This window comes from Lichenihabitans sp. PAMC28606, assembly GCF_020616535.1.
Lineage (GTDB): Bacteria > Pseudomonadota > Alphaproteobacteria > Rhizobiales > Beijerinckiaceae > Lichenihabitans > Lichenihabitans psoromatis.
In genome coordinates this window covers 166,347-186,984 of the sequence record NZ_CP085136.1, presented here as the reverse complement: position 1 = coordinate 186,984, position 20,638 = coordinate 166,347, and the positions used below count along the sequence as shown (strand labels likewise).

At 63.2% G+C, this 20,638-nt stretch carries 19 protein-coding genes; 9 read left to right on the top strand and 10 right to left on the bottom strand.

Annotated features, from left to right (window positions below; all coding sequences use genetic code 11):
- Window positions 1-7: 7 nt before the first annotated feature.
- The gene (locus LGH83_RS00850; RefSeq protein ID WP_227400242.1) at window positions 8-250 is read right to left on the bottom strand and encodes a hypothetical protein; all 243 of its coding nucleotides are present in this window, start codon (window positions 248-250) and stop codon (window positions 8-10) included.
- Window positions 251-455: 205 nt separating this feature from the next.
- On the opposite strand from LGH83_RS00850, the gene LGH83_RS00845 reads away from it, so the two are divergent.
- Window positions 456-1,580: a DUF2336 domain-containing protein gene (locus tag LGH83_RS00845; RefSeq protein ID WP_227400241.1), complete on the top strand. Its 1,125-nt coding sequence runs from the start codon at window positions 456-458 to the stop codon at window positions 1,578-1,580.
- Between the two features lie 19 nt (window positions 1,581-1,599).
- On the opposite strand, the gene LGH83_RS00840 is transcribed toward LGH83_RS00845, so the two are convergent.
- Genes LGH83_RS00840 through LGH83_RS00830 form a run of 3 tightly spaced genes read right to left on the bottom strand, consistent with a single transcriptional unit; the run spans window position 1,600 to window position 4,420 of the window.
- Window positions 1,600-1,950: a DUF1491 family protein gene (locus LGH83_RS00840; protein ID WP_227400240.1), complete on the bottom strand. Its 351-nt coding sequence runs from the start codon at window positions 1,948-1,950 to the stop codon at window positions 1,600-1,602.
- On the bottom strand, window positions 1,951-2,586 hold the full coding sequence (locus LGH83_RS00835) for a hypothetical protein (RefSeq protein WP_227400239.1): 636 nt from the start codon (window positions 2,584-2,586) through the stop codon (window positions 1,951-1,953). It lies immediately after the preceding gene.
- Window positions 2,579-4,420, bottom strand: coding sequence for a PAS domain-containing sensor histidine kinase (locus tag LGH83_RS00830; RefSeq protein WP_227400238.1), 1,842 nt, complete (start codon window positions 4,418-4,420; stop codon window positions 2,579-2,581). The genes LGH83_RS00835 and LGH83_RS00830 overlap by 8 nt, the downstream gene beginning before the upstream one ends.
- A 305-nt stretch (window positions 4,421-4,725) precedes the next feature.
- On the opposite strand from LGH83_RS00830, the gene LGH83_RS00825 reads away from it, so the two are divergent.
- Both LGH83_RS00825 and LGH83_RS00820 read left to right on the top strand, forming a co-directional pair.
- Complete coding sequence (locus LGH83_RS00825) at window positions 4,726-5,058, top strand: hypothetical protein (protein WP_227400237.1); 333 nt, start codon at window positions 4,726-4,728, stop codon at window positions 5,056-5,058.
- Between the two features lie 123 nt (window positions 5,059-5,181).
- Window positions 5,182-5,622, top strand: coding sequence for a SufE family protein (locus LGH83_RS00820; RefSeq protein ID WP_131115800.1), 441 nt, complete (start codon window positions 5,182-5,184; stop codon window positions 5,620-5,622).
- A gap of 10 nt (window positions 5,623-5,632) precedes the next feature.
- On the opposite strand, the gene LGH83_RS00815 is transcribed toward LGH83_RS00820, so the two are convergent.
- Window positions 5,633-6,058, bottom strand: a complete 426-nt coding sequence (locus LGH83_RS00815; protein ID WP_319799586.1) for a MucR family transcriptional regulator — start codon at window positions 6,056-6,058, stop codon at window positions 5,633-5,635.
- Window positions 6,059-6,347: 289 nt separating this feature from the next.
- On the opposite strand from LGH83_RS00815, the gene LGH83_RS00810 reads away from it, so the two are divergent.
- Window positions 6,348-8,465 (top strand): S9 family peptidase, encoded by a 2,118-nt coding sequence (locus LGH83_RS00810; protein ID WP_413771136.1) that lies wholly within the window; start codon window positions 6,348-6,350, stop codon window positions 8,463-8,465.
- Here the strand turns inward: LGH83_RS00810 and LGH83_RS00805 are convergent.
- Entirely contained in the window at window positions 8,462-9,823 is a 1,362-nt protein-coding gene (locus LGH83_RS00805) for a hypothetical protein (RefSeq protein WP_227400235.1), read from the bottom strand. The genes LGH83_RS00810 and LGH83_RS00805 overlap by 4 nt on opposite strands.
- A gap of 243 nt (window positions 9,824-10,066) precedes the next feature.
- Between LGH83_RS00805 and LGH83_RS00800 the strand changes: the two genes are divergently transcribed.
- From LGH83_RS00800 to LGH83_RS00785, 4 genes are all read left to right on the top strand, one after another.
- Complete coding sequence (locus tag LGH83_RS00800; RefSeq protein WP_227400234.1) at window positions 10,067-10,666, top strand: superoxide dismutase; 600 nt, start codon at window positions 10,067-10,069, stop codon at window positions 10,664-10,666.
- A gap of 295 nt (window positions 10,667-10,961) precedes the next feature.
- Window positions 10,962-12,512: a murein biosynthesis integral membrane protein MurJ gene (gene murJ, locus LGH83_RS00795; protein WP_227400233.1), complete on the top strand. Its 1,551-nt coding sequence runs from the start codon at window positions 10,962-10,964 to the stop codon at window positions 12,510-12,512.
- Window positions 12,513-12,517: 5 nt separating this feature from the next.
- A complete protein-coding gene (locus tag LGH83_RS00790; RefSeq protein WP_227400232.1) occupies window positions 12,518-13,180 on the top strand; it encodes a haloacid dehalogenase type II in 663 nt (220 codons plus the stop codon).
- The gene (locus LGH83_RS00785) at window positions 13,180-13,926 is read left to right on the top strand and encodes a GNAT family N-acetyltransferase (protein ID WP_227400231.1); all 747 of its coding nucleotides are present in this window, start codon (window positions 13,180-13,182) and stop codon (window positions 13,924-13,926) included. The genes LGH83_RS00790 and LGH83_RS00785 overlap by 1 nt, the downstream gene beginning before the upstream one ends.
- A 23-nt stretch (window positions 13,927-13,949) precedes the next feature.
- Here LGH83_RS00785 and LGH83_RS00780 read toward each other — a convergent pair whose 3' ends face one another.
- From LGH83_RS00780 to LGH83_RS00770, 3 genes are all read right to left on the bottom strand, one after another.
- Window positions 13,950-15,332 carry a M20/M25/M40 family metallo-hydrolase gene (locus tag LGH83_RS00780; RefSeq protein ID WP_227400230.1) on the bottom strand — a complete coding sequence of 461 codons (1,383 nt, stop codon included), beginning with the start codon at window positions 15,330-15,332 and terminating at the stop codon, window positions 13,950-13,952.
- Between the two features lie 202 nt (window positions 15,333-15,534).
- Complete coding sequence (locus LGH83_RS00775) at window positions 15,535-17,142, bottom strand: inorganic phosphate transporter (protein WP_227400229.1); 1,608 nt, start codon at window positions 17,140-17,142, stop codon at window positions 15,535-15,537.
- A gap of 110 nt (window positions 17,143-17,252) precedes the next feature.
- Window positions 17,253-18,827 carry a helicase HerA-like domain-containing protein gene (locus LGH83_RS00770; RefSeq protein WP_227400228.1) on the bottom strand — a complete coding sequence of 525 codons (1,575 nt, stop codon included), beginning with the start codon at window positions 18,825-18,827 and terminating at the stop codon, window positions 17,253-17,255.
- Between the two features lie 178 nt (window positions 18,828-19,005).
- On the opposite strand from LGH83_RS00770, the gene LGH83_RS00765 reads away from it, so the two are divergent.
- Window positions 19,006-19,392, top strand: a complete 387-nt coding sequence (locus LGH83_RS00765) for a DUF2267 domain-containing protein (RefSeq protein WP_131115780.1) — start codon at window positions 19,006-19,008, stop codon at window positions 19,390-19,392.
- A gap of 48 nt (window positions 19,393-19,440) precedes the next feature.
- Here the strand turns inward: LGH83_RS00765 and LGH83_RS00760 are convergent, their stop codons facing one another.
- On the bottom strand, window positions 19,441-20,634 hold the full coding sequence (locus LGH83_RS00760; RefSeq protein WP_227400227.1) for an alpha/beta hydrolase: 1,194 nt from the start codon (window positions 20,632-20,634) through the stop codon (window positions 19,441-19,443).
- Window positions 20,635-20,638: the final 4 nt, after the last annotated feature.

Below are 20,638 nucleotides of genomic sequence, written 5' to 3'. Positions count from 1 at the left end.
GAACCGCTCAGGCCTGCTTGCGGTCGATCCGGCCGGACGGCGCCAGGTCGATCACAGCCTGATCCCGCGTCTCGACAACACCGTGGGCCATAGGACGCTCCTGGTCAGGTTCGTCCCGGACATATCGAACCCCAGTGAAGAATAGAATGCTGGCCTCCTGACGGATGCTGGCGTCCTGACGGATGCTGGCGTCGTCGTTCAAAGCCGTTGAGCCGACCCGTCCCGGCTGGAATGCGATCACGTTCGTCATACGTCAACTCCCCGCCACCAGAGCCTGCGGCCTGCCTGATCATTGCCTCGCTCTCCCCGAATGAGGCGATGGCACTCGCGTCGCTGAACCCGTGATCAGCATCTGCGCGAGGCTCCATTACGGTTTTCGAAGGTTAATGTTGCGTCAATGAACATCGGGTAGTTTGCGGGGTCCGATCAATTCATTGTTCATGAGGCTTTCGCGTATGCCGGCCATCGACGATCTTCCCGTCGCTCTTCAAAGGCTCGTGGCTCTCGGACAATCCCCCGACGTGAACATCCGGCCCGTGCTGCTGCGTGTCGTCGTCGACATGTTCGTGCGGAAGCAGCATCACGCTCCCGAGGATCTGAAACAGTTCGTCACCATCGTGTCGCACCTCCTCGACAACGCCGATGCCGAGGCAAGGCTGATCGTCGCCGAAAAACTATCGCGCCACCCGGCCACGCCGCGCGCGCTTCTCGAGCGCTTCATCGCCGAGCAAGGCCGGATCGCCCTGCAGGTCTATGAATATGCGGTCCTCGACGACGAAACGCTGACGGCCGCCGCCACATGGGGGACGACCGACGTCGCGGCCGGCGTCGCGGGACGGCGGACCTTGACGTCGAGAACGATCGCGGCCCTGGCGGAGCGGCCGGAAGCCGTCGTGCTGTGTCGGCTCGCCGCGAACCGGTCGGTGACGCTGGATCGAGCGCTCTTCCAGCATCTCGTGCGGCGCGCAAAGGCCGATCCAGACAGCGCGTTGGGCCAGCTTCTCGCCCTGCGCGAGAGCGACCCGATCGACCTTGCGCCGTTATTCTCGATCGTCGACACCGATCGTCGACACGCCATCATCGAAGCGGCACGGCGGCTTGATCTCGGCAAGCGGCAATGGGGCAGGCTCGATGGAACAACCGCCGCCAGCCTCGCCCATATGGACCGGCTGGTCATGTGCGGCGAACGGGATGCTTTCGAGAGTTCGCTCAGTCGCGCGCTCGGAATCGAGGGGACGTCTCTTCTGACTCTCATGCATGAGGAAGGCGGCGAAGTCCTGGCGCTGGCTCTCGCGGCTGTTGGGGCCTCCCCCGAGATGGCGGCTCGCGTCTTCATCCTGGGGGATCCACGCATCGGCCGGTCGGTCGGCAAGGTGCGCGCGCTCACCCGGATTGTCGAGATCGTGTCGCCCAACGCTGCGCGACGGCTGATCGCCGCGATGGCAAGCGGGACCGAGCCGCTTCGCCGTACCGTCGTACCGAGCACGGCAGCGGCGACAAACCGCATCGAACAAGGACCTCTCGAGGCTGCTCCGATCCGTCGCGACACCCCCGTCCCGCAGGCGCGGCGGACGGCTTAACCTCGAGGACCGACGCGCCTCAGGTCTCGTCGAGGTCGAGGAACGAGCGTCCCGTCCGGTCCTCGACTTCGACGATCCAAAGATCCGGGTCGAAGCGGATCTGGCTCTTCAGGCGAACTTCCGCGTCCATCACAGCGATCGCATCCTCAGTATGGGCGCGAGCGAACAAGCGATCGATGCCGCGTTCGGCGAAGGCGGTCTGTGGTGCGGGCGCATAGAGCGTCGCAGTGCCGTCCAGCCGGTCGACCTTGACCATGATGGCACCTGCCTCTGCGGCTCCGCGCCGCCGCAACATCGCCACCACGCCCTCGCTGGAGCAGCGCCTGATATAAGCGCCGACCCAAAAATCCGACCGGAGCCGCTCCGACATTCAGTTGGCGACCGGGACGGCTGGTGTCGCCTTCGGCTTCGCCGCAGCTGTCTTCACGGCTGGATTATGCTGCCCTGGGCGCATCTTCGGCTTGTGGGTTTCTGCCAATTTGCCGGTGACAGCCGGCTTGGCCGCACCCGGTTGAATCAACGCGCTACGCGGGATCGACGCCGTGGCGTGGGGATCGGCCTGTGGCTTCTCACGGAGAAATTGCGCGATGCCATCCTTCGGTTTCGCGGCGGGCGCGAGGGCCGGACGCACCGAAGCCGGGACCGGATGCGGCGACGGGGCAGCCGCATTCGAAACCGGCGGGTCGGCGAGGTTTTGCTGTGGCGCGGCAGCCTGCACGCGAACCGGCGGCAGGATCGTTGGATGCGGCGCGCTCGCGACCGCGGGGACGGAGCCGAACAGAGGCGCCGGATGCCGGCCCTTCTGGAACACCACCGCGTTCAGCACGATCCCGACCATGATGGCCGCGAAGCCGGCGCTCGCGATCCCCGTGATGGCTTGCGGGCGAATGCGCCGCAGTTTCGACCGGAACGAACTCGCCTTCGAGGCGCGAGCGGATGTCCCGCCCTTGCCGGAGGCCTTGCGGGGTCGAGCCGCCCCAAGATCGGACATGGTGGCTTCACGCAATTTTCTGCACCTTCGGGAGGTCGGTCATGACGGCCGACACGGGGGATTTCGCGTAGCGCGGAACGGTTTCGATCGTGGCGGCGCCGAGACCTGCGCCCACAATCCGGCAATCGAGGGGCAAGCGAACAGAGACGCGGGTTCCCTCCCCCAGCGCGCTCTCGACCGCGATGGTGCCACCATGCAGACCGACGAGGCCACGCACGACCGACAGGCCGAGTCCGGTTCCCTCATAGGGACGATCGTAGCCGGATTTCGCCTGGAAAAACGCATTGCCCAACCGGGCCAGGTCGCGCGCCGCAATGCCGATCCCTGTATCGGCCACGACGATCAGCACCGACGTGCCTTGCGGCTTGGCCGTGATCGTCACCTGACCACCGCGCGGCGTGAACTTCAAAGCGTTGGACAGAAGATTGATCACGATCTGCCGGCAGGCGCGTTGGTCAGCGACGATCGCACCGCTGAAGCCCGACGTGTCCTGCGCGATCGCGACGCCGGCCTGCTCGGCCTTCAGCCCGATCATGTCGGAACAAGTGCGGATCAGATCGGCGACGTCGAACGCCTCGGGCTCGAGATCGAAGCGACCCGCTTCGATTTTAGAAATGTCGAGCAGCGAATTGACGACCGACAGGAGATGATGACCCGAGGTGGTGATGATGCCGGCATATTCCCGCTGCTTTCGTGGATCGCGCGGCGTCAAGGACTCGCTGGAGAGCATTTCGGAGAAACCGATAATGGCATTCAGCGGGGTACGGAGTTCATGGCTGACATTGGCGAGAAAACTATCCTTCCAGCTATTGGCGCGCTCGGCCTCGGCGCGCGCTTGCTGGATCGCCTGCTCGTGCTGAACCTGCGCCGTGATGTCCCGCACGATCGCGATGATGCTTGGATCGGCCGGGCTCGCGGCCTGCTCGCACGTGTCGGAGCGCCGTGCGCGGACCTCGATCCAGGCGAAGACCGGCGTGTCGCGTCGGGCAGCATCGCCATCCACCAACGATGTCCGTAAACGCAAGCGCGCAGAGACATTGCCGCCGAAGGTGCCGGCATCGCTGAACAGCTTCAGAAAGGCGGGGCGGTCCGCGACATGCACCCGCTCGAAGAACCCGCGGCCGAGAAGGTCGCGCGGTCGGATGCCGAAAAGTTGTTCGGCTTCGCGGCTGGCCATCAAGACGCCGCCAGCCCGATCGTAGCGAAGCAAGAGATCGCCGATCGCTTCGGACAACACTTTGTAACGCTGCTCACCGAGACCGTGCAGCCGATCGCGCAAGCGCTGGAGCGACGACGCCACCAGCGCCAGCACGATACAATAGGCCAGCGCCGGACCGACGATGATCGCATCGGTGACGGGAATATCGGCACCGAGATCGGCCACAGCCCCCGATCGAGCCGCGATCGCAAGCCCCAACCCGACCAGCGCGGTACCGATCAGAGCGAAACGAACGAGGCGCGGATCGGACCCGGATGTCGCCTCGAGCGGGATCAGAAGAAGCAACGCATAGGCGCCATAGAGGCTAAGACCGCCGGCGAAACAAGCCGTGACCGCAAAGCCGGCCCAGGTGATCAGGCACGCCACTTCCGCCTGCCTTAAACGGCCGGTTCTCGACACATAGCCCACGGCCACCAAGGGCAGCGTCAGCCACGCCAGCACGAGCGCATCCCACAAGGTCGGAACATGGCCGGACGCGAGGCCGATTGGGACCATGACGATGGCGGCGAGGAACAGGCCAAGGCGGGTGGCGATGAAGGAGCCATGCCGCACACGCTCGACCTCGGAAGCGCGAGCGTCGGGATGGACGAGCCGGTCGATATGATTCAGCAAGCTCAATAGAACGGTCACGCCACGCTCCGCACGCCACGTGCAATCGACGCTGCGTCTTGAGAGCACTATGGGGGGCCGGCCTTAAGCGAACCCTAAATACAACCGCGAGACGGCGAGCAAATGCAAGTAATGCGTCGATGCCGCCGTCGCACAGGCCATTCATCGCGACGCCAATCTCGCAGCTCGATCTCCCGCCGTTAAGGTTAAGGAAGCGATACGGCTTCCCGAACCATTCGACTCAAAGGTTTGAGGAGACCTTTGGCCGCCCCGTTTATTGATGAGTGACGCAACCGTCCATCGGCATGCTGCGGAGCGCCTGTTTCATGTTTTTCCTTGTTCGTTCGGCGATCTGCATCGGGATCGTCGTGTCGCTTCTGCCGAACGCACCCCGGCCCTCGGACGTGGTCGCGACATCGGCGAGCGAGGCCGGCCAGGTTGCAGCGAGGTCGCTCGATCGCGCGTGTCGCGTCGCACCGGCTGCCTGCGCCGGATGGGTGACCGGGACGGTCATCCCCGCATCGATGGGCGCCGCGGCGCAAGCCTTGGCGACTGGCGCGATCCGCACGTCGTCCCGCGATACGTTGACGGCATCCGACCGCCAGCGCGGATGGGCCGGTCCTGTGCTGACGGCCCGAAACGAAAGCGCGGTGCGCTAATCGGATGGTGGTGATCCTGCCGACGCAACCCTATGTTCCGTGAAGGTACCAGGACGGTCAGTACGCTGCTGCGAACCAACCAGGCTGCCGACAGAAAGAGACGCGACCGATAGTTGGATCGATATGCCGAGCATTGACGACATCGAACAGAACTTCGCCTTCATCGACGATTGGGAAGAACGCTATCGCTACGTGATTGAGCTTGGGCGCGACCTTGACCCGCTCCCCACGGACGCGCATTCCGAAGCCAACCGCGTGAAGGGCTGCGCCAGCCAAGTTTGGCTGGAGACCGCCGTGGGCCATGAGGGCGATGCGCCGATTTTGACGTTTCGGGGCGATAGCGACGCCCACATCGTCAAAGGTCTCATCGCCATCACCTTGGCGCTCTATTCGGGCCGGGCGGCGCGCGATATTCTCGCGCTCGACGCCGCAGAGGTCTATGCCCGGCTCGGTCTGACCGAACATTTGACCCCGCAACGATCGAATGGCGTGCGGGCCATGGTAGACCGTATCAAGCGCGATGCGGCTCAGGCGCTTGGCGCCGAAGCAGCCGTTCACCATTAAGGTCAGCGGCTCAGCGGTTCTTCAAGCGACGCTGTTGACCGAGACCCATTTCCTTGGCGAGTTGCGACCGCTCCCGCGCATAAGCGGGCGCGACCATCGGATAATCCGAGGGGAGGTTCCACTTGGCGCGATAATCTTCCGGCGACATTTCGTAATGCGTGCGAAGGTGCCGCTTGAGCGATTTGAACTTTTTCCCGTCTTCGAGGCAGATCAGGTAATCCGGTGTAATCGATCGCCTAATCGAAACCGCGGGTCTCAAGACCTCCGGTTGCAGCGGCGTCGATACATCAGGCGTCCCAAGTCTTCGCAGCGCCGTATGCACGACAGAGATGACGTTAGGTAATTCACTCGCTTGAACAGCATTATTGCTGACATACGCGGAAATTATATCTGCGGCGAGGAGCAAGACTTCGCCAGAATCAGGCTTTCCTGTCACGGGAAACATCTCTTGCGGTATTGGGAAAGACAAAGGTTAGGCATTGCGATCCATAAAATTGATCGAACAACTTTTGCGATATCGCCGGTAATCGCTAACAAGTCAATGAAGCTGATCGCGGCTTCAGGCCGCCCGTCGTTCTGCTGGCAAAGGATCCCGAACCAGATTGCCTTGTCGGCTCAGATCACAGGCGTTAGCTACCTCTCATGAGACGTCTGCCGTTGATCCTGTCGGCCGGATCAATACAGCCGATGCCCCACCTCGTGACCCGGATCATCCCTTGACAGCCCTGACAAGCGAGCCCCCCTTCGCATCTGCCCAGCCGCCGGCTCCCGCCGAACGGCGATCGAGCCTCACGATCGTGCACGGCCTCGAATTGGATGATCCCTATGCGTGGTTGAAGGCGTCGAACTGGCAGGAGGTGCTCCGCAAACCCTCTGCCCTGCCGACGGACATCAAGGCCGTGCTCGATCGCGAAAACTCTTATGCGGATGCTGTTCTGGCGCCGACGAGCGATTTGCAGACAAGCTTGATCGCCGAAATGCGCGCGCGCATCAAGGAAGACGACAGCGACGTTCCCGTTTCGGATGGGCCTTTCGACTATTATGTCCGCCACCGCGATAATGGCCAGCATGAGATTGTGTGTCGACGCCCGCGCGGCACTGAGGTCGACGAGACGATTTTGCTGGACGGCGATGTTCTCGCAGAGGGGCATCCGTTCTTCGAAATCGGGGCAGCGCAACATTCGCCGGACCATCGGCTGCTTGCCTGGAGCGCGGACCTCAAAGGATCAGAGTTGTTCACCCTACAGGTGCGTGACATCGAAGCCGGCAGCGATCTTGCCGATCGGGTGCCGCAGACGGACGGCAATGCCGTTTGGTTCGCCGATTGCGCGTCCTTCCTCTACGTGCGGATGGACGATAATCATCGCGCCAGCAGCGTGTATCGCCACCAGCTCGGCCGCAGCGGCGACGTCGACGATCTCGTCTTCCATGAGCCGGACCCGGGTTGGTTTGTCTCGATCGAACGTCTGCGATCCGGCCAGTTCGCGGTCATTTCGGTTCATGGCCATGATGCGACCGAGAACCACCTCGTCGACTTGAGCGTGACGGGCGCGATCTCGCGTCACCTCATCGCCGCGAGAGAGCCCGGCCTCCGCTACGACGTCGATCAGCGTCACGACCGTCTCTTCATTCGCACCAACGCTGATGGCGCCGAGGATTTCAAGATCGTCGAGGCGCCGCTGTCCTGCGACGGGAGAGCCGATTGGGTCGATCTCGTGCCGCATCGGGCCGGTCGACTGCTTCTCCATGCGGATGTCTATCGCGATCACCTGGTTCGCTTAGAGCGCGAAAATGGTCTTCCTCGCATCGTCGTTCGCAACATCGAGAGCGGTGAGGAACATTCGATCCATTTCGACGAAGACGCCTATTATCTCGGCCTCGGTGACGTCGCCGAGCAGGACACCCAGACGATCCGATTTTCCTACTCGTCTATGACGACGCCGGACGAGGTGTTCGATTACGATATGGGTGAGCGGCGTCGCATTCTTCGGAAGCGGCGCGAACTGCCGTCCGGGCACGATCCCGAGCACTATGTGAGCCGCCGCGTCTTCGCGACAGCAGCCGATGGCGAGACGGTTCCGGTTTCGCTTCTGTATCGGAAGGATACGCCACTCGACGGCTCGGCGCCGCTGTTACTCTATGGTTATGGCGCCTACGGCTATGCCATTCCGGCCGCCTTCGGGGCCAACCGCTTATCGCTCGTCGATCGTGGATTCGTGTTTGCGATCGCGCATATCCGAGGCGGCACCGACAAAGGTTGGGCCTGGTACACCAAGGGCAAGCTGGCCCATAAGCCGAACACATTCAACGACTTTATAGCGGCTGCTCATCACTTGATCGAAGCCGGCTACACCGCCCGTGGCCGCATCGTCGCCCAGGGCGGCAGCGCGGGCGGCATGTTGATGGGCGCGGTCGCCAATATGGCGCCGGGTCTGTTCGCCGGCATCATCGCGGATGTTCCATTCGTCGACGTGCTGACCACGATGCTCGACGCGGACCTTCCACTCACGCCGCCCGAATGGCTTGAATGGGGCAATCCCATCCTCGACCGAACGGCCTTCGACACGATCCGATCCTATTCGCCCTACGACAATGTCGCGCCCCGGCCCTATCCGCCGATTCTGGCGTTAGGCGGCCTCACCGACCCAAGGGTGACCTATTGGGAGCCGGCAAAATGGGTCGCGAAGCTGCGCGCGACCGCATCGGGTGGTCCGATTCTGCTGAAAACCAACATGGAAGCCGGACATGGCGGCGCCTCCGGCCGGTTCGACAGGCTGGAAGAGATCGCGCTCGAATATGCCTTTGCGATGACTTGCGTGTCGGCTGCTGTGCCCACGCATTAAGCGCGGTTGACGTCCTGTTGCTCGATGAAGGCTTTCAGCTCCTGCATCGAGCCGAATTGGTGGACGCCCGTGTCGGTTTGGACCTCGATCATTCCGTTCGAATACATCACGTACGAGGCCGAGCCGGCATTGTAGCGGCCAACGATCGTCGGGCTGAGCGGGTGCGGGGCGACGTCGGCTTCGTTCGTCTCGGCCTCACCATGGAGAGGCTCGTGATGCTGAAGATCGGGATGAGACGACCCCGTCTCGCTACGCTGCTCGGTCTCATACGGCTCCGGCTCGCCATAGGTCCTTGGCTCATGCTCGGGGTCGTGACCATGATCGACCGGGTGGTCCTGATCCGGATGCGTCGCTAATCCGTCGTCATCGCGCGGCTCGTGCTGATCGGCCGCGCCCTCCTGCGCTTCGAGCCTGTGAGCCTCACGCTCGTGAGCGTCATGGTCGTGAGCGTCATGGTCCTGAGTCTGATGCTCGTGGGAATGAGCCAACGCCTCGAAACGATCCTCGCTCTCGCCCGTCTGCAACCGATGCCCATCCTGCGAAAGGTCTGGCCAGCCGGATGAGAGATCAATCGCGGTTCGTGCCGGCGCGTCGGACAGCATCGTATCGTGCATGGGGACCAGCACGGGCTGCACGGCGGATTGCCGATCTGAAATCGCAGGAGCCGGACGCTCGAACGGATTGCGTTTCCGCAGCGCGTCGGCGCGTTCCATAATGGTCGACATAAAACGCGATGTACGACGCGGCTGTGGTGCGTCCTGAACGCCCGCGTTGCCCCAATCGGGTCGGAGCACGGGCGCGGCCTCAAGCGCGGCTACGGGCTCAGCGACAAGGCGCTGCTCATCCTGATGCGGCGGCTCTCGTTCGACTTCTGAGTCACCGGGCAGCTCGCTCGCCGACATATCGGACCGGCTCGGCTCGAGAAGGCGCGCGTGGTCGTCGTGGCGTGCCTGTTCCTCAAGCCGGATCGGCTCCGCAACAGTGGTCGGCTCAGGCTCCCAGCGGCGGAGCGGGCCGGGACGCGGTGCTGCATCGTCGTTGGCCAAAATCGGATCGGGTTGGCGGGGTGAGAACAGGGTGTCGTCCTGGGACAGCTCCCGATCGACCTTCCGGTCCTCGCCGCGCTCCGCCACGAGCACCGCGGCGGGAGCGGTTGCGGTCAGCAAAACTCGAAGCGAGTCGAGCCGCGTCGCCAAGACCGCAATCGCGAATGTGACACAACCGCCCGACAAGATGACAGATCCGGCGATCACCTCGGCCCAACCTTGTTCGAGGCGGATGATCGGCGCGCCATTGGCGACGCAAATCACACCGATGACCACGAGCAAAAGGCCGAGCACGTAAATCCCAAGTGTCATCAAGCGTCATCCATTCCCGTCGATCCGTCTCAGCATGGTTCGTGAACGTCCATGCCTCCGAAGCGTCCGCCCAGCACGAAAAAAACAATAAGCGGGTTTCAAAGAGTAAGTAAAATCATTGTGCTGACGAGCGGTTCCCGTCACGCACCTTCATGGTTGCTCCTTTTCAAACAGCCGCTAGTTTCATGCCCGTCGCGCAGGGGGCCGTTTCGGCCCTCTTCCGCGTCAACCAAGGAGTTTCAAATGGCTTTCACCCTCCCGGAGCTGCCCTACGCGCATGACGCGTTGGCGCCTTACATGTCGAAGGAAACCCTGGAATTTCATCACGATAAGCACCACCAGGCTTACGTCACCAACGGCAATAATCTGCTGAAGGGCACCGAGTTCGAAGACAAGTCTGTCGAAGAGGTCGTGGTTGGATCGTTCGGCAAGAACGCCGCTCTCTTCAACAATGCAGGCCAGCATTACAATCACATCCATTTTTGGAAGTGGATGAAGCCGAACGGTGGCGGCAAGCCCCCGGCGTCGATCGCCAAGGCCATCGACGAGAGCTTCGGCTCCTACGACAAATTCACCGAAGCCTTTATCCAGGCTGGTACCACCCAATTTGGTTCGGGCTGGGCTTGGCTGACCGTCAAGGATGGCAAGCTCGAAGTCTCCAAGACCGCAAATGGCGAGAACCCGCTAGTTCACGGCGCTCAGCCGATCCTCGGTGTCGACGTGTGGGAGCACTCCTACTACATCGACTTCCGCAATCGCCGCCCCGATTACCTCAAGGCCTTCGTCGAGAACCTGATCAATTGGGAACACGTCGAGGAAATGCACGCAGCCGCCGTCAAGTAAAAGGCTGATGTTCGGCTCGACCCTTGCGGTTCGGGCCGTTTAAGTCCTTGTTGAAAGCGTTCCGTTAAGCATGGATCGCGCAAACCTCGGCAGGCCCGCGGCGTCGTTGCGCGGGCTCCGAGGCGACAGTCACGCAAAACGCCTTCGCGTCCGTCGCGAATGCGTTTTCGCATCATGAATAGTGGATCAAGCCGGATGACGTCGACACGGCCCCGAAGGGGCGCAGCGGAGCGAGCCCGGACCGTCGTCCTGTTACGGGCCGCCATGGCGAACCTCGTCACGCATCGTGTCACCGATGTATAAAAGTCTGCTCTCGGTCGGTGGCCTGACCATCTTGTCGCGTGGAACCGGCTTCCTGCGGGACGTCGCGCTCAGCGCAATCCTTGGCGCCGGCGGCGTCGCGGACGCCTTCGTGGTGGCGTTCCGCCTGCCCAATCATTTTCGCGCCATTTTTGGGGAAGGCGCGTTCAATTCGGCTTATGTGCCGTCCTACTCCCGCGTGCTCGAGACGCAAGGGCCGGAGCGAGCCAAGACGTTTGCAAGCCAGATCTTCACAATCCTGCTCGCTTCTCAGATCGTGCTGCTGGTTCTGGCCATGGCGTTCACGCCGGAGCTCGTGCGTCTTCTGGCGCCTGGTTTCGAAAGCGATCCGACCAAGATGGATCATGCGATCAGCATGACCCGCATCACTTTTCCATATCTGCTCTGCGTCACCTTGGTGACGCTTCAATCCGGCACGTTGAACGCCAATCGCCGCTTCACGGCCGCCGCTTTCGCGCCGGTGCTGCTCAATGTCGTCATGGTGATGTTCTTGGGGGTGGCATTCCTGTTTCCGAATGCCGGGATCGCCGCAAGCGTCGGCGTCACGGTCTCGGGCGTGCTGCAACTCGTGATGATGCTGGTGGCGGCCCGCCGCGCCGGATTGATGGAAAAGCTTGTCAGGCCGCGTTGGAGCACGGACGTGCGCCGATTTTTTCGGGCGCTCGGCCCCGCCGTCATCGGCTCCGCCGGCGTACAAATCGCCATCTTCGCCGATACGATCATCTCGTCGATGCTGCCGACCGGCGGCCCGTCGTCGATCTACTATGCCGAGCGGATCTATCAGCTGCCGATCGGCGTGATCGGGATCGCAGCCGGCACGGTGCTGCTGCCCGAAATGAGCCGGCGGCTGGCGCAAGGCGATGCTGGTGCCGCGCTGCATGCGCAAAACCGCACCATGGCACTCACCTTGGCGCTTTCGGCGCCGTTCTTTCTGATGTTCATGCTGATGCCGCGCGAGATCATGCAGGGCGTCTTTCAGCGCGGCCAATTCACGTCGGCGGATGCCGCAGCCTCCGCCGCGGTCTTGGCCGCCTATGGGATCGGCCTTCTGCCGATCGTGCTGATCCGCTCGGCCGTCGCGAGCTTCCAGGCGAGAGGCGATACGACCACGCCGATGATCGCCTCCCTGGCGGCCGTGGCCTTCAATCTCGCGCTGAAACTGCTGCTCTACAAGCCGCTCGGGGCCGTCGGCCTCGCGACCGCCACCGCCGTCGGGGCCTGGATCAACCTCCTGATCCTCGTCACGCTCGCGAGCCTGAAAGGCACGATGCGGCTCGATGAGACGCTGGCGCGTGTCGCCGTGGCGGTCGATGTCGGGTGCCTCGCGCTCGGCGCGTTCATCGTGCTCGCGGCGCCGTCGATCGAAGATTACGCGCGACATCTGACGACACGCGGAGAACTCTCGCTGTTGTTGATCGGCATGCCGGCCGCCGCACTCTATGGTGTCACCTTGCTGGGCGCCCTCTGGCTGCTGCAAGTGAAATTGCCCGGCCTGCCGCGCCGGTTCGTCAAAGCAAGGGCCTGACCGCCATGCCTCGTCTGTTCGTCTTCGACGCCTATGGGACCCTGTTCGACGTCCATGCGGCCGTCATCCCGTTGCGCGGCGAGATCGGCGCGCAAACCGACAGGCTGTCCGAGCTCTGGCGACAGAAACAGCTCGAATATAGCTGGGTGCGCGCCCTCATGGGCCGCTACGTCGATTTCTGGGCCATCACTGAAGCTGCGCTCGATTATGCGGCGGCGCGCTGCGGTGGGCTGGATCCAACCACGCGGCAGAAATTGCTGACCGCCTACGAGACGTTGACGCCCTACCCCGATGCCCGGCCCACCTTGGCGCGGCTCAAGCGCGAGGGTTGCGCGACCGCCATCCTGTCCAACGCAAGCGAGGCCATGGTGCGTGGTGCTGTCTCGGCGGCAGGTCTCGGCCCGGTGCTGGATGCCGTTCTGTCGGTCGATCCGCTCCGAACCTTCAAGACGGACCAGCGCGGCTATGCGCTCGTCGAGACACAGTTCGGGACGCCGGCAGCCGACGTAACGTTCGTGTCGTCGAACCGTTGGGATATCGCAGGCGCGGCGGCCTTCGGGTTTGGAACCGTTTGGCTCAACCGCGGCGGCATGCCCGACGAATATCACGACTTGCCGCCAACCCGGATCGTCGGCTCGCTCGACGCGCTGTTCGATCCGGAGCCCTGATGATCGACAACGCAACCATCCGATCCATCGAGGAATGCGGCTTCAATGCTTGGCCGGCCAAAACGACTGTGCTGAGTGGCGGCTGGCTGCTGCGCCTGCATGATGGTTATACGAAGCGAGCCAATTCGGCCAATGCCTGGAGCCCCGGCCCCGACTTCGAGGCCGTAAGGCGCGACGCCGAAACGCTTTATCGACGGCATGGCCTGCCGGTGGTGTTTCGGCTGACGCCGCTGGCCGATCCATCTCTCGATGAACACCTCGACCATGCGGGTTACACGCGCGTCGACCCGACCATCGTTATGACAAAGCGGCTCGATCGGGTTGTCGCGGATCTCGATCCGATGATCCGGCTCGAAACTAAGGCGAGCCCGCATTGGCTCGAAAGCGTTGCCGAAGCAACCGCGATCCCAGCCGCATTCAGGCTGTCGCATGATGCGCTGATCTCGAATATCCAGCGCCAAACCGTTTTTGCGACAATCCTTGCGGAGGACGCACAGCCGATCGGCTATGGGCTCGCCGTCATCGAAGGAGAGCGGATCGGCTTATTCGAGCTCGTGGTCCACCCCGCTTGGCGGGGGCGGAAGTTGGGTGAGCGGCTTGTGTCTGCCTTGATGGCCTGGGGAGCCGCACAGGGCGCGGCCTCGGCCTATCTTCAAGTCGGAGCCGACAATATCGCGGCTTGTCGGCTCTATAGGCGGATCGGCTTCAGCGACGCCTATCCCTACCATTATCGTGTTCTGAGCTAGCCGTCGGCGCACAGCGTCGCCGGCTAGAGCGCCAATGCGTTGAGGATGCGGGCCCACGAGCGCGCGCCCTTGCTGAACGAGGTGAGATTATACTTTTCGTTGGGCGAGTGGATGCGATCGTCGTCGAGCGCGAAGCCGATCATCAAGGCATCCATCTTCATGTCCTGCTTGAACGAGCCGACAATCGGGATCGAGCCTCCCGACCCGGCCAGCACAGGCTCCTTGCCCCATTCCTGCGTCAAAGCGCGACGGGCGCGGTTCAGCGCTTCGGACGAAAACGGCAGTTGCAGCGCCGGACTGGAGCCATGCGACAGGAACTCCACCGTACAATCATCGGGCAGACGCGCCCGCACGAAGGCTCGGAACGCTTCGGCGATCTTGGCCGGGTTCTGCTTGCTGACGAGGCGGAACGAAAATTTAGCGCTCGCCATGGCGGGCAGGACCGTCTTCGATCCCTTGCCTTCATAGCCGCCGCTGATCCCGTTCACGTCACAGGTCGGGCGCGACCAGATCTTCTCAAGCACGCTCCGATCGACTTCGCCGACCGGCTGCGACAGACCAACGTCGCCCAGAAAAGCGCTTTCGTCGAACGGCAACGCCTTCCATTGCTCGGCGACCGCGTCGGGTAGTTCCTCGACGCCCTCGTAAAAGCCAGGCAGCGTGATCTTGCCATCCGACCCCTGAAGGTCGGCGATGATGCGGGCCAGGACATGGATCGGATTGACGGCCGCGCCGCCGAACATCCCGGAATGGAGATCCCGACTTGCGCCCCGGATCACGACCTCTTCGAGCACGAGACCGCGCAGCATGGTCGTGATCGAGGGGGTGTCGGCGTCCCACATGCCGGTGTCGCAGACCAGAGCCAGATCGGCTTTCAGTTCCGCCTTGTTCTCGGCCAGGAACGCGGGAAGCGACGGCGAACCGGTCTCTTCCTCGCCCTCGAACAGGATCGAGACGTCGCATGGCAAACCGCCGGTTTCCGAGAAGGCCCGGCAGGCTTCGACGAAGGTCATGAGCTGACCTTTGTCGTCGGACGCGCCGCGCGCCACGATCACGTCACCCACATCGGTCGTGACACGTTCGGCCTTGAAGGGATCGCTGGTCCAAAGCGCGCGCGGATCGACCGGCTGCACATCGTAATGGCCGTAGAACAACACATGCGGAACGTCCCGCCGGGTTCCCTTGGCATGAGCCACCACCATTGGGCGGCCGGCGGTGGGTCGCACCGAGGCCGTGAAGCCGATGCTGCCGAGTTCGGCCGAGAGCCACTGGGCGGCCCGCTCGCAATCCGGCGCGAAAGCCGGGTCTGTCGAAATTGACGGAATGGCCAGCAGATCGAACAGCCGCGTGAGCGCACCGTCGAGGTTGCTGTCGAGTTTGGTCAGAACGGCGTCGATCGAGGCCATGCGGGCTCCGCTTGAAAAGATCTGTTCCGGTGTCCTTAGAGCAAACATGGCCGTGAGGAAATCGCCCGATCCTCGATGCCCACCGAGAAGTGTCACAGACGCCGGAACCGCCGATCGAGCGTGCGCTCCGCTGCCGGGGGCGAGAAAGCGAAAAGGCCCGGCATCGCTGCCGGGCCTTTGTGCAAGATGAAGTGCCGTTCGATCAGAAGATGTGGCTGAAGATCACGAACAGCGTGCCGGACAAGAGCATGGCGACCGGCAGGGTCAGGACCCAGGCGAGCGCAATGTTGCGGATGGTTTCGGCCTGGATGCCGGAGCCATTGGCCGCCATTGTGCCGGCGATACCCGACGAGAGAATATGCGTGGTCGAAACCGGAAGACCGAAATTGTCGGCCGCCGCGATGGTTGCCATGGCGACCAATTCGGCCGAGGCACCCTGCGCATAGGTCATGTGGGTCTTGCCGATCTTTTCGCCGACCGTCACGACGATCCGCTTCCAGCCGATCATGGTGCCGAGGCCAAGCGCCAGAGCAACCACGACCTTCACCCAGGTCGGGATGAACTTGGTCGAGGTATCGAGGCTCTTCTTATAGGTCGTGAGGGTCGCGGTTTCGGCCGGCGAGAGCTGGTTGTCCTGGATTTTCGGCAGCGTGCGAAGCGCCTCCGACACCAGATACATATCGTTCCGCGTGTTGCCGACTTCGGTTGACGGCACCTGGGCCAGGTTGCCGTAGCTCTTCACCTGGTTCGAGACGTCGCGGATCAGGGCGGCGAGGGACGGGTAGATCCCATCGTCGAGTTTCTTGTCGCGAATGAAGGCCGTGACGGCGGGACGCGGGTCGCCGGTTATGTTGTAGCCGAGGGCCTTGGCATCGATCACCTTGGAGGCCGCTTCCGAATTCTGCTCGAACGAGGCGACATGGCTGTCAGGAAGCGCGCGATTGAGCGCATAAGCGGTCGGCACGGTCCCGATCAGGATCAGCATGATGAGGCCCATGCCCTTCTGACCATCGTTCGACCCATGCGCGAACGACACGCCGGTGCAGGTGAAGATCAGCAGAGCGCGGATCCACAGCGGCGGCGTCTCGCCCGGCTTCGGCGACTGATAGAGAGCCGGGATCTTGACGAAGGTCTTGAGGATCATCAGCAGCGCGCCGGCGAACATGAAGCCGACGATCGGCGACAGGATCAGCGCCTTGCCGACCGACATGGCCTGATCCCAATCGACACCCGAGGTGCCGCTCCGGCCGCGCATCAACGCATTGGCGACGCCGACGCCGATGATCGAGCCGATCAGCGTATGCGAGCTCGACGCGGGCAGGCCGAGATACCAGGTGCCGAGGTTCCAGATGATGGCCGCGATCAACAGCGCGAAAACCATCGCGAAGCCGGCGTCCGAGCCGACCTGCAGGATGAGTTCAACCGGCAGCAGCGACACGATGCCGAACGCCACTGCGCCGGTCGAGGTCAACACACCGAGGAAGTTGAAGAAGCCCGACCAGACGACCGCGACATTCGGCTTCAGCGAATGCGTATAGATCACGGTCGCGACCGCGTTGGCGGTGTCATGGAAGCCGTTGACGAATTCAAATGCGAGCGCGATCAGCAACGCGACGCCGAGAAGCATATAGACCAGAATACCGTGGGACTGCGTGCCCGCTGAGCTGACATCGTGCCAGACGTTATAGGCCGCATAAGCAAGACCAATCGCGAAAACAGCGAAGAAGACGATGACCCCGCGATAGTCGACCTTATGGTCGAATTTGACGCCCGACGGCTTCGTTTCGGGGACTGATGACACGCTCGACATAGGCTCACTCCAGCTCGATTGCCTTGAAGTAGCCATCATGTGCAACACTTTTGTGAATTACATCGCCGCCATTAATGCTTTGTTTATACCTGTCGCTCGGTTGCGCGACGCTACTTTTGAATGCCGCCAAGAACGCCTCGGATGATCTCGCGGGCGACCTGCGTGCCGACTGAGCGGGCCATCGATTGCAGCGCCGACCGCATCACCATCTGCCCGGTCGAGAGGCGTCCGCGACTGCTCGCTCCACTATTCCACAAGCGTCCAAGCGCGCCACCAACCTCGCCCAGCAGCCCGCCGCCTTGTGAGGCCGCCTGCGGAGCGCCGGCTTGCGGCACGTTCGCTTGCGGCGATGAAGGCTGACCTGACCCGGGAGCGACGGAAGCCGCCCTGCCCTCGGCGCGCGCCTTCAGCATTTCAAAGGCGCTGTCGCGGTCGATCGCGGTATCGTATTTGCCCGTGATCGGGCCATTGTCGATGATGGCCTGCCGCTCGGCGGGCGTGATCGGCCCGACACGCGAGGCGGGCGGCGCGATCAGCGATCGCTGCACGATTTCGGGCGTTCCATCCTTCTGCAGCATCGAGACGAGAGCCTCGCCCACCGCGAGTTGGGTGATGACGGATGCGGTATCGAAAGCCGGATTCTGTCGAAACGTATCGGCAGCGGCCTTCACGGCCCGTTGATCGCGCGGCGTGAACGCCCGCAAAGCGTGTTGGACGCGGTTGCTCAACTGGCCGAGGACGGTGTCGGGGACGTCGAGCGGGTTCTGGGTGACAAAATAGACACCGACCCCCTTCGACCGGATCAGCCGCACCACCTGCTCGATGGCGTCCATCAGGCTCTTCGGCGCATTGTCGAACAGCAGATGCGCCTCATCAAAGAAGAACACCAGCTTCGGCTTTTCGGGATCGCCGACTTCCGGTAATTGCTGGAAGAGCTCCGACAGGAACCACAACAGAAAGGTCGCGTAGAGGCGCGGGCTTCGCACCAGCTTGTCGGCCGCCAGGATATTGACGATCCCGCGCCCATCCCGATCGGTCGCGATGAAGTCCATGATATCGAGCGCCGGCTCGCCGAGAAAGCTTGTGGCGCCCTGCGCCTCGAGCACCAGCAACTGCCGCTGGATCGTGCCGATCGTGGCGGGAGCCACATTGCCGTAGCTCTTGGTCAGTTCGGCCGCATGTTCGGAAATATATTGCAGCATCGACCGCAGGTCTTTCAGGTCGAGCAGCAGCAAGCCCTGTTCGTCCGCGACCTTGAAGGCGACGTTGAGAACGCCCTCCTGCACGGCATTCAGCTCGAGCAGTCGCGCGACCAAGAGCGGACCCATCTCGGCGATCGTGGCGCGGATCGGGTGGCCCTGCTGGCCGAATACGTCCCAGAACACGGTGGGAAACCGATCGGGCTCGTAGGGGATGCCGATGGCGGCGGCTCTCTGCGTCAAGGCGGCACGCCCGTCTCCCGCCATCGCGATCCCGGCGAGGTCGCCTTTCACGTCCGCCGCGATCACGGGGACCCCGGCATTGGAAAATCCTTCGGCGAGCTTCTGCAGCGTCACGGTCTTGCCGGTGCCGGTTGCCCCGGTCACGAGTCCGTGCCGGTTGCCGAGCGACAAGGTTAGCCGCTCGAAGGTCGCGCTCTTGCCGACCAGGATCGTGCCCGGCATGTCCCACGTGTCGGTGCTCATCGGGCGGTGATCCTGTGCAGCGATTCTTCGTCCTGGCTATCGTAGGGGAGCGCGGTCGATCACGCCATTCCCGTATCGACCGGCATGGTGACCGCCGCGCCCGGCGAATTGTCACCGACGGCGCGAGACAACCACGTCGATTGTTCGTTAAGAAACCGCAGACCAACCGGAGTGGACCATGGAAGACCTGATCGAACGCGTCAGCACAGCAGCCGGCATCGAGCCCGAAGTCGCCCGCAAGGCGATCGGGATCATCCTGTCGTTTCTGCAGAAGGAAGGACCCGCCGACGAGGTCGGCAAGGTCATGGATGCGGTTCCTGGCTCGCGGGAGGCGGCGTCGAGCGCTGCGGGCGAAGCGCCCGAATCGTCTGGCTTTCTGGGCGGCTTGATGGGTGGAGGCGGTGGCCTGATGGGGCTGGCGAGCCAATTGACCGGCATCGGCCTCGGCATGGGCGAAATGCAGACCGTCGGCCGCGAGATCTTCGCTTTTGCCCGCGAAAAGGTCGGTGAAGACACGGTCGGGCAGATCGCAGGCGCCATCCCGGGTCTCAGCGCTTTGACCTGACAGAACCTCTCCGGGTCCGCTGGACGGCGCCCGGTGAATGAAGGGACGTCAGGGCGTCGGGACTGCGCTCTGTGGCGCGCCGGCGCCCGGATCGACGACCGGCTTCGCTGCCGGCATATTGGCCGGGGTCGCAACCGTCCCCGGTTGGACAGCTCCAGCCGGCGTCGCTCCCTGCTGGCTTGTCCCAAGCTGGCTTGTCCCAAGCTGGCTTGTCGGAGCACCCGTCCCGCGTGTCGCCGAGGCCGGAACCAGCGGCGCGCTGGCGTCCGGCGCGAGAGGCGCGCTGATGATCGGCGCTTCCCCTCTCGCGTCGATCACGGCCTGCACGTTCTTGTCCTCGGGGCGGGCGAGCGCCAGTTGCGCCCCGATCGAAGCGATCACGTCCGGCGCATTGGCGTAAGTGCCGTGGCCGATGAAGCCGACGCTCTCGCGGCTCATGTCACGCACCGAAACGCCAAGCCCCTGGATCATCGCGCGATCGTCGGGATTGTTCGGATCGAGCGCCCCGACGCGCGGGCGGTCGTTGGCCAGCAGGCTCGACACCGACAGGGCCTTGTCGTTATTAGCCACCAGGATCGACACATGCGCCGCGGACCCGAGGCGGGCCATCTGCTGACGAAACACGGATGCATCGATGTCGGGCGAGGCCAGCATGACTTCGCCGAGATGTCCGTCGAGATCGGGATGCCCGGCGATGGCGTTTTCGCGCAGAGCTTCCATCGCCATCCAGGCTCCCATGGAATGCGCCAGAATATGCACCTTGCCGACATCCGGCTCGTGCGCCAGCGTCAGCATCAGGCGCTCGAGCCCATCACGGGACGCCATGGCGGTCTCGCGATCCGACCCATAGGCGAAGACACTGCCCCGCGAGGCCCAGGTATAGAGCACCGGCACGCCGCCGAATTTGGCGTCGTTGACGATTTGCGCGAGGCGGAATCGCGCCTCATCGAAGCTCGTATTGAAGCCATGCACGAAGAGCAGCACGTCGCGGTTGGACCCGATACGGCCGGACAGATGCGTCGCGACCTCGTTGACGAGGCCGTCGTCGTCCAAAGTGCGACGCGCCGTGACGACGAAATGATAATTGACATTCTGGGAGCCGAGGCCCGGCCGCTCGATCGCCCCGGGCTGATGGGTCGGCGGGACGCTGATGGTCACCAGCGAGAAGTGGACGGCGGAGCCATCCGAACTCGTCTCGGATGCCGCACCGCGCTCGCCCTTTCGGGTCGAGGCAACGAACATCTGG

Coding starts and splice junctions, on each gene's coding strand:
- LGH83_RS00820 (WP_131115800.1), top strand. CDS start 5,182: ATGCCGAGCATTGACGACATCGAACAGAACTTCGCCTTCATCGACGAT.
- murJ (WP_227400233.1), top strand. CDS start 10,962: ATGTATAAAAGTCTGCTCTCGGTCGGTGGCCTGACCATCTTGTCGCGT.
- LGH83_RS00800 (WP_227400234.1), top strand. CDS start 10,067: ATGGCTTTCACCCTCCCGGAGCTGCCCTACGCGCATGACGCGTTGGCG.
- LGH83_RS00850 (WP_227400242.1), bottom strand. CDS start 250: ATGACGAACGTGATCGCATTCCAGCCGGGACGGGTCGGCTCAACGGCT.
- LGH83_RS00825 (WP_227400237.1), top strand. CDS start 4,726: ATGTTTTTCCTTGTTCGTTCGGCGATCTGCATCGGGATCGTCGTGTCG.
- LGH83_RS00760 (WP_227400227.1), bottom strand. CDS start 20,634: ATGTTCGTTGCCTCGACCCGAAAGGGCGAGCGCGGTGCGGCATCCGAG.
- LGH83_RS00790 (WP_227400232.1), top strand. CDS start 12,518: ATGCCTCGTCTGTTCGTCTTCGACGCCTATGGGACCCTGTTCGACGTC.
- LGH83_RS00780 (WP_227400230.1), bottom strand. CDS start 15,332: ATGGCCTCGATCGACGCCGTTCTGACCAAACTCGACAGCAACCTCGAC.
- LGH83_RS00765 (WP_131115780.1), top strand. CDS start 19,006: ATGGAAGACCTGATCGAACGCGTCAGCACAGCAGCCGGCATCGAGCCC.
- LGH83_RS00785 (WP_227400231.1), top strand. CDS start 13,180: ATGATCGACAACGCAACCATCCGATCCATCGAGGAATGCGGCTTCAAT.
- LGH83_RS00805 (WP_227400235.1), bottom strand. CDS start 9,823: ATGACACTTGGGATTTACGTGCTCGGCCTTTTGCTCGTGGTCATCGGT.
- LGH83_RS00840 (WP_227400240.1), bottom strand. CDS start 1,950: ATGTCGGAGCGGCTCCGGTCGGATTTTTGGGTCGGCGCTTATATCAGG.
- LGH83_RS00775 (WP_227400229.1), bottom strand. CDS start 17,142: ATGTCGAGCGTGTCATCAGTCCCCGAAACGAAGCCGTCGGGCGTCAAA.
- LGH83_RS00770 (WP_227400228.1), bottom strand. CDS start 18,827: ATGAGCACCGACACGTGGGACATGCCGGGCACGATCCTGGTCGGCAAG.
- LGH83_RS00845 (WP_227400241.1), top strand. CDS start 456: ATGCCGGCCATCGACGATCTTCCCGTCGCTCTTCAAAGGCTCGTGGCT.